This window comes from Collimonas sp. (assembly GCF_035566375.1).
Lineage (GTDB): Bacteria > Pseudomonadota > Gammaproteobacteria > Burkholderiales > Burkholderiaceae_D > Collimonas.
The window spans coordinates 76,108-88,714 of sequence record NZ_DATMRK010000020.1 but is presented as its reverse complement, the minus strand read 5'-3'; the positions used below and the strand labels follow the sequence as shown (position 1 = coordinate 88,714).

General features: G+C 60.6%; 10 protein-coding genes and 1 pseudogene. All 11 read left to right on the top strand.

The features are described from left to right. Window positions 1-160: 160 nt before the first annotated feature. The 11 genes and pseudogenes from VNZ60_RS05880 (at window position 161) to VNZ60_RS05835 (ending at window position 12,548) form a co-directional block, all read left to right on the top strand. Entirely contained in the window at window positions 161-895 is a 735-nt protein-coding gene (locus VNZ60_RS05880) for an SDR family NAD(P)-dependent oxidoreductase (protein WP_325657493.1), read from the top strand. Between the two features lie 103 nt (window positions 896-998). After that, window positions 999-1,751, top strand: a complete 753-nt coding sequence (locus VNZ60_RS05875) for an SDR family NAD(P)-dependent oxidoreductase (RefSeq protein WP_325657492.1) — start codon at window positions 999-1,001, stop codon at window positions 1,749-1,751. A 9-nt stretch (window positions 1,752-1,760) separates the two neighbouring features. Then, window positions 1,761-1,901 (top strand): annotated as a pseudogene (locus tag VNZ60_RS25235) (NADP oxidoreductase coenzyme); the annotation flags it as partial. A 60-nt stretch (window positions 1,902-1,961) separates the two neighbouring features. Further along, complete coding sequence (locus tag VNZ60_RS05870) at window positions 1,962-2,594, top strand: class I SAM-dependent methyltransferase (RefSeq protein WP_325657491.1); 633 nt, start codon at window positions 1,962-1,964, stop codon at window positions 2,592-2,594. A gap of 590 nt (window positions 2,595-3,184) precedes the next feature. After that, window positions 3,185-3,511, top strand: a complete 327-nt coding sequence (locus VNZ60_RS05865; RefSeq protein WP_325657490.1) for a CzcE family metal-binding protein — start codon at window positions 3,185-3,187, stop codon at window positions 3,509-3,511. Window positions 3,512-3,720: 209 nt separating this feature from the next. Next, a complete protein-coding gene (locus VNZ60_RS05860; protein ID WP_325657489.1) occupies window positions 3,721-4,965 on the top strand; it encodes an efflux RND transporter periplasmic adaptor subunit in 1,245 nt (414 codons plus the stop codon). Between the two features lie 30 nt (window positions 4,966-4,995). After that, the gene (locus tag VNZ60_RS05855; protein ID WP_325657488.1) at window positions 4,996-8,187 is read left to right on the top strand and encodes an efflux RND transporter permease subunit; all 3,192 of its coding nucleotides are present in this window, start codon (window positions 4,996-4,998) and stop codon (window positions 8,185-8,187) included. A gap of 1 nt (window position 8,188) precedes the next feature. Then, entirely contained in the window at window positions 8,189-9,661 is a 1,473-nt protein-coding gene (locus VNZ60_RS05850; RefSeq protein WP_325657487.1) for an efflux transporter outer membrane subunit, read from the top strand. Window positions 9,662-9,801: 140 nt separating this feature from the next. Beyond that, a complete protein-coding gene (locus VNZ60_RS05845) occupies window positions 9,802-10,482 on the top strand; it encodes a response regulator transcription factor (protein WP_325657486.1) in 681 nt (226 codons plus the stop codon). Beyond that, a complete protein-coding gene (locus tag VNZ60_RS05840; protein ID WP_325657485.1) occupies window positions 10,475-11,863 on the top strand; it encodes a HAMP domain-containing sensor histidine kinase in 1,389 nt (462 codons plus the stop codon). Before VNZ60_RS05845 ends, VNZ60_RS05840 begins: the two co-directional genes overlap by 8 nt. 241 nt (window positions 11,864-12,104) lie before the next feature. Continuing rightward, window positions 12,105-12,548 (top strand): universal stress protein, encoded by a 444-nt coding sequence (locus VNZ60_RS05835; RefSeq protein ID WP_325657484.1) that lies wholly within the window; start codon window positions 12,105-12,107, stop codon window positions 12,546-12,548. Window positions 12,549-12,607: the final 59 nt, after the last annotated feature.

Below are 12,607 nucleotides of genomic sequence, written 5' to 3'. Positions count from 1 at the left end.
CCTATACAGCGTGAGCGCGTTCGCCGGTCGGGCCGGCGGCGAGATAGTCGTCGCGGTGATTGAAGTCGATATCGAGCGGCAGGAGACGCCGCGTGCGATCACGCCGCGGCTACGATGCGCGCTCACTCTTCCGTAACGACTTCAACGAAGGATGCACGACATGACCAGACTGAATGGAAAGACCGCTGTGATCACCGGTGGCGCTACCGGCATCGGCCGCGCCGCGGCAAAGCGCTTCATCGAGGAGGGCGCCTTCGTCTTCATCTTCGGCCGCCGGCAGAAGGAACTCGACGCCGCTGTGGCCGACCTCGGGCCCAATGCCCGCGCGGTGAAGGGCTCGGTCTCGGATGAGGCCGACCTCGACCGACTGTATGCGGCGGTGAAGGCCGAGCGCGGAACCCTCGACATCGTCTTCGCCAATGCCGGGGTGGGAGGCCAGCTTCGGCTCGGCGAGATCACCGCCAAGCACATTGACGAAACCTTCGACATCAATGTGAAGGGTACGATCTTCACGGTCCAGAAGGCGCTGCCGCTGATGGGCAAGGGCGGTTCGATCATCCTGACCGGATCGAGCGCCGGCACCACGGGCGCCCCGGCGTTCACCGCCTACAGCGCGAGCAAGGCGGCAGTGCGCAACCTCGCGCGGACCTGGGCGGAGGACCTGAAAGGCACCGGCATCCGGGTAAACGTGCTGTCGCCCGGGGCGACTGCGACCGAACTCGCGAAGGAAGCGCTAGGCGAGGAGGGCCTGAAGGCCTACGGCTCGATGACTGCGTTCCAGCGCATGGGCGATCCGGCAGAGGTCGGGGCGGCGGCTGCCTTTCTCGCGTCGTCGGACAGCAGCTTCATGACCGGCAGCGAGGTCGCCGTCGACGGCGGCTTGGCGCAAATCTGACCCCGGCGAGGTCCCGTGCCTGGGCCTCCAGCTCCACCAGTCGCGGGACCACGCTTCGCGAACTTTACAAAAAAACAAAACACACAACGAAAGACAAAAGATTATGAAACAACTAGAAGGTAAGGTTGCAGTCATCACGGGCGGAAGCAGCGGGATCGGCTTGGCGACAGCCAAGCGCTTCGTGGAAGAAGGTGCGCACGTCGTGATCACTGGACGACGAGAGAAAGAGTTGAAGGAGGCCGCGGCCTTCATCAAGAGAAACGTGACGACGGTCGTGAGCGACGTCTCGCGCCTGGAAGATCTGGACCGGCTCTATGCCGTCGTGAAAGAGAAACATGGTCACATCGACGTTCTCTTCGCGAACGCGGGCGCAGGGACAATCGCACCGCTCGCGGTAGCTACTGAGGCCCATTTTGACCAGACCTTCGACGTGAACGTGAAGGGAATGTTCTTTACGGTACAGAAGGCCCTTCCCCTCTTCAAAGACGGCGCTTCGATTATCCTGAACTCTTCGGTCTCAAACGTCCTCGGGCTTCCAGGATTTACTGCTTACGCCGCGAGTAAGGCGGCTGTGCGCAACTTCGCGCGCGGCTGGGCTTTGGAATTGAAAGACCGCAAGATCCGCGTAAATAGTATGAGTCCCGGAGCAATCGACACCCCGGCCTTGGCGACGACGACGGGCCTTACCGCTGAACAGGCCGAGCAAGCAGTCGCACAGTTCACCACGCAGATCCCAATGGGCCGCAGAGGTATGCCCGAGGAAATCGCGGCAGCAGTCGCGTTCCTCGCCTCCGATGAAAGTTCTTACATCACCGGTGTGGATCTCGCCGTCGACGGAGGCATGGCGCAGGTCTGACCCCAGCCCGCTCCCGTGGCTGCGCTTGCGGAAAATCTCGATTTCTCGCCGATCAAACTTGGCGGGCTTTCGGAAGGTAGACTGCTTGTGCAGGCGCGCGGAAATAGCTGTGGTCAATTGATCTTTAAGGACCTGGTCAAGTTCGACTGATGGATCGCGATCGCAGATGTCGCCGCAATTACCTATACCCAACCGTAACGGAGATTCCCGATGTACGAACAATCCAAACTATCCGAGTTGATCCAGTTCGCACGAGTTGTTGCTGGCGCTACCGTCATCGATGTTTACCCAGGCGACGGCGACTGGACCCGTCTCTTCTCCGACATCGTGGGGCCCGGAGGACGGGTCTACAGCTTCGTGCCGGCCGAAGTCGCCAACTTCAAGAACGATCCGCTAGGCCGCATGCGGACGCTCGCGAAGGAGCCGGGCCGAGAGAACGTCGAAGCCGTCTCCACGGACCTCGTGGCGATGCCGAAGGCCGCGCAACCAGCGGACGTCCTGTGGCTGCACCTGTTCTACCACGATCTCCACACCGAGCTGATGCAGGCCAGGGGCGCAACGGCGGCCCACTTCAATCGAGCCGTCTACGAGCAGCTGAAGCCGGGTGGGTCCTACGTCATCGTAGACCACGCCGCCGCCGTCGGGGCGGGCACGAGCGACGCCCAGTCGCTGCATCGGATTGAGCCTGCATCCGTTCGCGAGGAGGTGGAGGCGGCCGGTTTCGTACTGGACGCGGAGAGCACCATGCTCGCGAACAATGGCGATCTGCACTCGATCAAGGTGTTCGATCCGTCGATCAAGGGCGAGACCGATCGCTTCGCCTATCGGTTCGTGAAGCCCTGACAGGTCCCGGCGCCGACCCGGCCTGGTCCGGTTGCGGATTTCGCTTCCCGAAAGCGGACACCCGTGACCGTCTCCTTGGGGTCGGGTCCGGTCTCTCAAAGTTTGGAAACCGGCTATTCAAAAAAAGTGACGCCAAAGTATTTTTTGTTTAATTCGGCAAACGACAGCTATGTGAAGTGAAGCCGCTGTTCAGAATTGCATCTGAGGAAGGCCACTACCGTCGACATCAGTAACCACGTCATGGAAAGTCAACGACCGCAACCGCTGCATTTCTGCCGTTGGAGCCGCAAGCCTTGACAGGCAGCTTGGAGTCGTTTCCGGACGAAGACTCGTACAGCGAATGTCAGGTCAAGCCTGTGCTAGTACAAATAAACCTTGTATTACCCCTTCATAGAATTAATGACGCAAGTCCGTTTAGTCAAAAGCAAGGATTGAGCACATCTGCTCACCGTGAACATCCTCCAACCCTCCAACATTAACAATCGTTAATGAACCGCCAATCCGCGGTTAACCCACCCTCGTGCAAAGTGTCACTGCCGCTCTTCACAAAACTGGGGGCGACACCTTCCTTCTTTTTACTGGAGCACATCATGACTTCGAAATTGTTAATTCCTACCCTTCTTGCTTTGGCACTGTCGGTCTCGGCCGTGTCGTCCATGGCCGAGACCAATCGCAGCCTGCTGGGCGAAGCTGCTACTGCCGCGACAATCAACCGCACCGTCACCATCACGCCCGACACCAAGTACGTCAACGTGCAAGGCGGCCAGGCGGTTCAATTCAATGCTGGCGGCGGTACCTTCTCCTGGACTTTCGACGGTCCGGCCAAGTCGTTTGAATTGAATCGCGTCGCGCCGTCGGGCTCGCTTGACCATCCGGTGACGGTCTATGTTTCGCCCAACCCGCTTTATAACGGCTGAAACACCTGATCGCGGCAACACAGCGCGGATAGAAGGCAGTGCTGCAGCCTGAATACAGCCTGCCTTCCGCGCTCATACGGCCCTGGCCGCCTTCCTTATCCGGGCATGGCGCGCTATGGAAACAAACACGCAACAAAACACGCAACCAACGCAAAATCGTGCCGGATCGATGGTTTCGGCAACTCGACAAAGTAAATGAGGTTGGAATTATGCATGCACATAAAACAGGTCCATATTGTGTCGGCCTTGCATCCGCGCTGGCGGTCCTTGCGCTCGCAGGATGCGGACCGAAAAAAACGGCCGTTACGCAGTCTGCGCCACCGCAAGTCAGCGTGATCACGGCGCGCCGGACCAGCGTTCCGGTCACCATGGAACTTCCTGGCCGCACCTCTGCCTATCTGGTGGCGCAGGTGCGCGCCCGGGTCGACGGCATCGTGCAAAAGCGCAGCTTCCAGGAAGGCGCCGACGTCAGGGCCGAGCAGGCGCTGTACCAGATCGATCCGGCACCATATCGCGCCGCCTTGAACAGCGCCCTGGCAGCGCAGCAAAAGGCGGAGGCCAACCTGGCCGCGACCAGCTCGCAGGCAGAGCGTTACAAAATCCTCATCGGCGGCAACGCCGTCAGCAAACAAGCCTACGACAACGCGGTCGCCGCCCAAGGCCAGGCCGCCGCCGATGTCGCCGCCGCCAAGGCTGCAGTCGCCAGCGCTAGCATCAACCTCGGATACACCAGGGTGGTGGCGCCGATAAGCGGCCGCAGCAGTATTTCGCAAGTTACCCAGGGCGCCTATGTACAAGGCAACGCTGCCACGCTGTTGACCACGGTCCAGCAAATCGATCCGATCTATGTCGATCTCAGCCAGTCCAGCGTCGCCGGCCTGCAACTGCGGCGCGACGTCGCGAGCGGCCAGCTGACGCCAAGTGGCGCAGGCCAGGTCAAAGTGGCGCTGACGCTGGAGGATGGCAGCCAATATCCGCTGAGCGGCACGCTGCAGTTCAACGGCGTCACAGTCGATCCGAGCACCGGTTCGGTCACCGTGCGCGCGCTCTTCCCCAATCCGAAATATGTCCTGCTGCCGGGCATGTTCGTGCGCGCCCGCATCGAGCAAGGCGTCAACGATAAGGCCATCCTGGTGCCGATCCCGGGCATTAGCCATAACCCGCAGGGGCAAGCAACCGCGCTGGTGGTCGGCGCCGATAACAAGGTTGTGCAACGGACGATTCAAACCCAGAACACCTTCGACAACCAATGGGTGGTCACCGGCGGCTTGAGCGACGGCGAAAGGATCATCGTCAGCGGTGTCCAGAAAGTGCAGCCCGGGATGCTGGTGCGTGCATCCGAGACGCCGGGCCAGACCAGGGTGGCAATGGAAAAGCCGACAGCAAGCGACGCCGCCGCAGGGCAGCAAACCAGCGTGCCTGCGCCCACCATCATCGCAGCTAATCGCAGCTAAATAGAGACAGACCGAGAGGCAGACCGAGCAATGGCAAAATTCTTCATCGAGCGGCCGATCTTTGCGATCGTGCTCTCCCTCCTGATCATGCTGGCGGGAGGAATATCTATCTTCTCGCTGCCGATAGAACAGTTCCCCCCGGTCGCCCCGCCTACGGTCCAGATCAGCACCAGCTATCCCGGCGCTTCCGCGACGACCATGCAAAACACCGTGGTGCAGGTGATCGAACAACAGATGAACGGCATCGACAACCTGCTTTACATGTCCTCCAGCAGCGACGACACCGGGCAGTCGACCACCACCATGACATTCGCCGCCGGCACCAATCCGGACATCGCCCAGGTGCAGGTGCAAAACAAGCTGCAGCTGGCGGTGCCGCTGCTGCCGGCGCCGGTGCAGCAGTCCGGCGTGCGGGTCACCAAGTCCAGCAACGCGTTCCTGATGGTGATCGGCTTTGTCTCGGCCGACAACAGCATGAACAAGTTCGACATCGCCAACTATGTAGTCTCGAACATCCAGGATCCGATCAGCCGCATCAACGGTGTCGGCAACATGAACGTGTTCGGCACCCAGTATGCGATGCGGATCTGGCTGGATCCAGGCAAGCTCAACAGTTATACGCTGACTCCGCTTGACGTTACTGCCGCCTTGCAAGCCCAGAACGTACAAATCTCCGGCGGCCAGCTCGGTGGCACGCCGGCGCTGCCGAACCAGCAACTGAACGCAACCATCACGGAATCGACCTTGCTGCGCACCACCCAGGATTTTGGCAATGTCTTGCTCAAGGTGCTGGCGGACGGTTCGCAAGTGCGCTTGAACGACGTCGCCCGCATCAACCTCGGCGCCGAAAGCTTCAATATCGATAACCGGTATAACGGCCAGGCGGCCTCCGGCATCGGCATCCAGCTGGCGCCGGGCGGCAACGCGCTGGTCACGGCGGCTGCCATCAAGGCCCGCATCAAGGAGCTGGAACCGTATTTCCCGCCGGGGCTGAAAGTGGTCTATCCGAACGACGTCACGCCGTTCGTCAAGATATCGATAGAAGAAGTCGTAAAGACTCTGCTGGAAGGCATCGTGCTGGTGTTCCTGGTGATGTACCTGTTCCTGCAGAACGTGCGCGCCACGCTGATACCTTCGATCACGGTGCCGGTGGTGCTGCTGGGAACCTTTGGCGTGATGTCGGCGCTGGGTTTTTCGATCAATACCTTGTCGATGTTCGGCCTGGTGCTGGCGATCGGCTTGCTGGTAGACGACGCCATCGTGGTGGTGGAAAACGTCGAGCGTGTGATGCACGAAGACGGCTTGCCGCCGCTTGAGGCGACCCGCAAGGCGATGGGCCAGATCAGCAGTGCGCTGATCGGCGTAGCGATGGTGCTGTGCGCGGTGTTCGTGCCGGTGGCGTTCTCCAGCGGCACGGTGGGCGGCATCTACCGCCAGTTCTCGCTCACCATCGTCGCCTCCATGCTGCTGTCGGTGTTCGTTGCGCTGTCGCTCACGCCCGCCCTGTGCGCCACCATCCTCAAGCGGCCCAGTCAGGATCACAATGAGAAAAAAGGCGGCTTCGGCTGGTTCAACCGCAACTTCGACAAGGGCCGCGACCAGTATGTCAAGGGCGTGCGCCACGTCGCCGCCCGTTCCGGACGCTGGCTGCTGGTCTATCTGGCGGCGTTGATCGCCGTCGGCGTGATGTTCGTGCGCTTGCCGGCCTCGTTCCTGCCGAATGAAGATCAGGGTTTTCTGTTTGTCCAGGTACAGACGCCGCCGGGCGCCACCCAGGCCCGCACCGGGCTGGTACTGGATCAAGTCAGCGACTATCTGCTGAAAGATGAAGCGGCCATGGTCGACGCCACGTTTATCGTCAACGGCAACAACAACGCCGGCCGCGGCCAGAACCAGGGCCAGTTGTTCGTCCGTCTCAAGGACTGGTCGCAGCGTAACAAACCCGAGCTGACCGCCAAGGCGCTGTCCGATCGCATCGACAAGCATTTTGCGGCGAACAAGGAAGCCGATATCTTCGCCGCCAGTCCGCCGCCGATCCGCGGCCTGGGCAGCGCCGCCGGTTTCGATTTCGAGCTGGAGGATCGCGGCGGCCTCGGCCATGAGGCCCTCGCCAAAGCCCGCGACCAATTGCTGGCCCTGGCTAAAAAAGACCCGGCCCTGTCGCAGGTGCGCTTCACCGGGGAGGCCGACAATCCGACCATTAAAGTCAATATCGACCGCGAAAAAGCCGCCGCCCTCGGCGTCAGCGCCGCCGACATCGACCAGACCTTCTCGATTGCCTGGGGCTCGCGCTACGTCAACAATTTTCTCGATACCGATAACCGCATCAAGAAAGTATACGTGCAGGCCGATGCGCCTTACCGCATGAATCCGCAAGACATGCAGCAACTCTATGTGCGCAGCAGCAGCGGCAGCATGGTGCCGTTTTCCGCCTTCGGCACGGTGGAATGGACCTACGGCCCGCCGCAGTTGCAGCGTTATAACGGCGTCGAGGCGATGGAGATCCAGGGCCAGTCGGCGCCTGGCCAGAGCTCCGGCCAGGCTATGGCCGCCATGGAAAAACTGGTCAAGCAACTGCCGGCCGGTATCGGTTACGAGTGGACCGGCACTTCAATGCAACAGGCGCAGTCGAGCTCGCAGGCGCCCTTGTTGTACGGTTTGTCGATCCTGGTGGTGTTCCTCAGCCTGGCCGCCCTGTATGAGAGCTGGTCGATACCGGTTTCGGTGATCATGGTGGTGCCGCTCGGCGTTCTGGGTGCACTGTGCGCGACATCATTCATGGGCTTGTCCAACGACGTCTACTTCCAGGTCGGCCTGCTGACCACCATCGGCTTGTCAGCCAAGAACGCGATCCTGATTGTCGAATTTGCGCGCGAACTTCAGGCCCAAGGCCGCAGCGCGCTGCTGGCGGCAATCGAAGCAGCGCATATGCGGATGCGGCCGATCGTCATGACTTCCATGGCCTTCGTGCTGGGCGTACTGCCGCTGGCGCTGGCAAACGGCGCCGGTTCTGCCAGCCAGAACGCGATCGGCACCGGCGTCATCGGCGGCACCCTGGCTGCGACCTTCGTTGCAACTTTCATGATTCCGATGTTTTACGTCGTGGTTGCCAACAAGCTCGGTAAAAAGAAAGCGGCGCTCATGTCAACACCGTCAGCACCGGCAGCGCCGCCACAGATAGCGGCCGATCCAAGTCCAAGTCCAGGTACGGGAGGATATTAATATGGCACTCTACAGATACACCGCTAGCGCAGTTCTCCTGGCTTTCATCGCCGGCTGCTCGCTGCAGCCGGTATACCAGCGGCCGGCGCTGCCGGTGTCCGCCGCCTTTCCGAGCGGCCAAGCTTACCAGGCTTCAGCCGCCAAGCCGGGCGGCACAACCCTGCCGGCGGCGGCGATCGGCTGGCGCAATTTCCTGCCCGATCCGCGCCTGCAACGGCTGGTCGAGCTGGCGCTGCAGAACAACCGGGATTTGCGCGTCGCTGTGCTGAACGTTGAAAAAGTTCAGGCGCAATACCGGATCCAGCGTGCGTCGCTGCTACCGCAGGTTAACGGCAATGCCGGCATCTCGGATTCGCGCACGCCGGCGAGTGTGTCGTCCAGCCATAATCCCTCCACCTCGCATGATTATTCGGTCGGTCTTTCCGCTTCATGGGAAATCGATTTCTTCGGCCGCTTGCGCAGCTTGTCAGACGCGGCGCTGCAACAATACCTGGCCAGCGCCGACGCCCGCCAGGCCGCGCAGATACTATTGGTGTCGCAAGTCGCCGACCAGTACCTCGCCACCCTGGCTTACGATGAGCAGCTGATGCTGACCCAGGGCACCCTGCAAACCGCCCAGGCCTCGTACCAGATCGTGAAATTGCAGTTCGATACCGGCACGGCTTCTGAACTGGATTTGCGGCTGTCGCAAACCATTGTCGAACAAGCTCAGGTCAATTACTCGGCCCAGCTCCGCTTGCGGGCGCAGGCCGAAAACGCCTTGGTATTGCTGGTCGGCCAGCCGTTGCCGCGCGACCTGCCGCCAGCAGTCAGGCTGGACGGCCAGGCTATCCTGACCGACATCCCGGCTGGCTTGCCTTCGGATTTATTGCAACGGCGTCCGGATATCTTGCAGGCCGAGGCAGTCCTGCGCTCAGAGAATGCAGACATCGGCGCCGCCCGTGCAGCATTTTTCCCGCACATCGCATTGACCGGCAGCTTAGGCACGGCCAGCGCGACCCTGGGCGGACTGTTTGCCGCCGGCTCCAGCGCCTGGTCCTTCATACCGTCGCTCATCCTGCCGATCTTCAACGCCGGCGCCAACCAGGCCAATCTGGACCTGGCCCTGATTCAAAAGGATATCGGCGTCGCGCAATATGAAAAAACCATCCAGACTGCATTCCGCGAAGTAGCCGACGGCCTCGCCGCACGCGGCACCTACGATGACCAGCTGGCCGCGCAGCAGCGTTATGCCGAGGCCCAGCAGCGTCGCTTTGAGTTGGCCAACATGCTCTACGCCAACGGCAGCGACAGTTATCTGAATGTGCTGACTGCGCAAACCGACCTCTACGCGGCGCAGCAGGCGCTGATCACGGCCCGCCTGAACCGCCTGACCAGCCTGGTTGACCTGTATCGTGCACTGGGCGGCGGCTGGCTCCAGCACACCGGCGATACGGCGCGCAGCGCCGACAGCTCGCCGCCAAAAGCTGGATAATTGTGCTGGATGCGTTGCGGCATTAGTATTGCACCGGATAAGGCGTGGATTGGCGCCCGAGAAACATCTCTCTCACCTGGAACCGTTAAGCTGAATTTAAGCTGAGAATTTAAGCTGAGAATTTAAACTGAATAAATGCCATGAAACTCTTGATCGTTGAAGACAATGAGCGTGTCGCTCTGTTCCTGAAGAAGGGATTGAGCGAATCCGGCCACACTGCCGACCACGCCGACAATGGCCGCGACGGCATGTTCCTTGCCGCCAGCGAGCCCTACGACGCCATCATCATGGACCGCATGCTGCCAGGCGGCATCGATGGCCTGGCCATCATCGAAGCACTGCGCGCAAGCGGCAACAAGACCCCTATCCTGATCCTGAGCGCGCTGTCCGCCGTCGACGACCGGATCCGCGGCCTCAAGAGCGGCGGCGACGATTACCTGGTCAAGCCGTTTGCCTTCGGCGAACTGCTGGCGCGGCTAGACGCCTTGCTGCGCCGTTCGCAAGACGCGCGCTCCGAGACCACGTTGAGCGTGGATGACTTGTCGATGGATCTGCTGTCTCACAAGGTAACGCGCGGCGGCAAGGCGGTGGCGCTGCAGCCACGCGAATTCAAGCTGCTCGAATACCTGATGCGCCATGCCAACCAGGTAGTGACACGCACCATGCTGCTGGAAAACGTGTGGGACTATCATTTCGATCCGCAAACCAATGTGGTCGACGTCCACGTCAGCAAGCTGCGCCAGAAAATCGACGCCGGCATCGAACGGCCATTGCTGCGCACTATCCGCAACGCCGGCTACATGCTGACTGCCGATGATTAACTCTTTGCGCTTTTCGGCGCGCTCGGTGGCGCTCACCTTTGTCGCCGTGAGCCTGGTGGTGCTGGCGTTCTTCGCCTCGCCGCTCTGGTACACCTGGCGCGAAACGGTGGAAGAAGACCGGGCCCGCGTGCTGCAAGCCGATACGCGCAGGCTGGTGAACGTGTTCAACATGCAGGGCGTAGCGGCACTGACGTCCGCCATCAATGTGCAAGTCGGGACACAAGCGGCTGGCGCCGAAGATCTGGTGCTGCTGGCCGACGCCTCGCTGGCACGGCTCGCCGGCAACCTGCCGGCGTGGCCGCGCGAGATGTCCAATGAGGTGACCAATCCGGCGCCCAATCTGGCGTCAGACCTGCCTGGACTGCAGACGTTCTCGATCGAGATCGGCGGCCGTTCGACCCGGGTCGCCCTGTTGCACACCAGGCTGCCTGGCGGCTATCACCTGCTGGTCGCCAACGACATCGCCAAATATCGTGAGCTGGAGAATCTTTTCCTATATGGGCTGCTGGCCGCCACCGGCATCATCCTGGTGCTGGGCGCGGTAGGCGGGCGGCTGGTGCGGCGGGCGCTGCTGGCCAAGGTCGGCCAGATCAACCAGGCGGCGTCGGCCATCATGCAGGGTGATTTCTCACACAGGTTGCCGGCGTATGGCGGCGAAAATGAATTGAATACCCTGGTCGAGACGGAAAACCGCATGCTGAACCAGATCGAGCAATTGATTGGCGGTGTCCGCAATGTCTCCAACTCGATCGCGCATGACTTGCGCACGCCGTTGGCGGAACTCCGTTCGCGCCTGGAAGAATTGACACTGACCCGGCCCGATCCGGAACAAACCTTTAACCAGATCGACGGCGCCATCAACGACGTCGATCGCGTCATCGATATCTTCAACGCCTTGCTGCGGCTGGCGGAAATCGATAGCGGCGCGCGCCGTTCCGGCTTCATTGAGGTGGATGTTGCCAGCGTGGCAAGCGAAGTGGCCGAATTTTATCAACCGTTGGCGGAATTACAAGGACGCACGCTGTCTTTTGCATCGTCGGGGCCGCTGGTGCTGGCCGGCGATCCGCTGCTGATTGCCCAGGCAATTGCCAACCTGGTCGAGAATGCGCTTAAGTATGCGCAGGCGAACGGCAAGATCAGCGTCGAGACCTGGCGCCGCCCGGATGGCGCAATCCAGATCGCGGTATCGGACGACGGCCCCGGCATCCCCGACCACGAGAAACCGAAAGTGCTTGAGCGCTTCTACCGAGGCGATACCTGCCGCGGCACGCCGGGTGTGGGATTGGGGCTGAGCCTGGTAGCCGCCGTCGCCAAGTTGCAAGGCGGCAGCCTGGTATTGAGCGACAATCACCCCGGCCTGACGGTGACACTCACACTCTAGCCCTCGATGTGAAGCGAAGCTCTGACTGCTATGGATTCACATCAACTCGTCATATCACCTCGTCGCAGCGACTCGTGCTTTAGAGCAACTGGTATTTCCCCAATATTTTTCATATCCTTTGAGTAGGATAAAGTCAATCTCAGCGTAGGAAACGGAATTGCAGCGAAACTGCGAGCGAGATTGAAAATATGCCTATCCCGACAGTTTTGTTGTGTCAGGAAGTCAACTCAAGGAGTCAAAAATGTTCAAGCATTTTTTATTGCCAACCGATGGTTCAGCAGCCTCCGAGGCGGCGATTCGACAAAGCATTCTGTTCGCCAAGGAAACCGGCGCCACAGTGACCGGCGTCCATGTACTCCCGGAATATCATGTGTTCAGCCGCCACCTGCTGACACTGACCGAGACCAAGGAACAATTCGACCAGGAAGGCATTGCGCAAGCCGGTAAATTCCTGGGAGCGATAGAACAGGCCGCACGAGACGCCGGGGTTCCATGCGACACCGAGTATGTGGTCAACGACCATCCCTATGAAGCAATCATCAAAATGGCAGAAGACAAAGGCTGCGACATGATCACCATGGCTTCGCATGGCAGGAAAGGTATGCGCAGCATCTTTGCCGGCAGCGAGACCCAGAAAGTGCTCACCCATAGCAGCACGCCGGTTCTGGTATTTCACGAAGGCTAAGCGCCCCGCGCGAGCTGTTGAGTGGCAGCGCCTGGCCCTTGCAACCAGTATCAAGCAAC

Excerpts from the sequence above, each read along its gene's own strand:
- VNZ60_RS05880 (WP_325657493.1), top strand. The coding sequence starts at position 161 with ATGACCAGACTGAATGGAAAGACCGCTGTGATCACCGGTGGCGCTACC.
- VNZ60_RS05860 (WP_325657489.1), top strand. The coding sequence starts at position 3,721 with ATGCATGCACATAAAACAGGTCCATATTGTGTCGGCCTTGCATCCGCG.
- VNZ60_RS05870 (WP_325657491.1), top strand. The coding sequence starts at position 1,962 with ATGTACGAACAATCCAAACTATCCGAGTTGATCCAGTTCGCACGAGTT.
- VNZ60_RS05840 (WP_325657485.1), top strand. The coding sequence starts at position 10,475 with ATGATTAACTCTTTGCGCTTTTCGGCGCGCTCGGTGGCGCTCACCTTT.
- VNZ60_RS05875 (WP_325657492.1), top strand. The coding sequence starts at position 999 with ATGAAACAACTAGAAGGTAAGGTTGCAGTCATCACGGGCGGAAGCAGC.
- VNZ60_RS05845 (WP_325657486.1), top strand. The coding sequence starts at position 9,802 with ATGAAACTCTTGATCGTTGAAGACAATGAGCGTGTCGCTCTGTTCCTG.
- VNZ60_RS05865 (WP_325657490.1), top strand. The coding sequence starts at position 3,185 with ATGACTTCGAAATTGTTAATTCCTACCCTTCTTGCTTTGGCACTGTCG.
- VNZ60_RS05835 (WP_325657484.1), top strand. The coding sequence starts at position 12,105 with ATGTTCAAGCATTTTTTATTGCCAACCGATGGTTCAGCAGCCTCCGAG.
- VNZ60_RS05850 (WP_325657487.1), top strand. The coding sequence starts at position 8,189 with ATGGCACTCTACAGATACACCGCTAGCGCAGTTCTCCTGGCTTTCATC.
- VNZ60_RS05855 (WP_325657488.1), top strand. The coding sequence starts at position 4,996 with ATGGCAAAATTCTTCATCGAGCGGCCGATCTTTGCGATCGTGCTCTCC.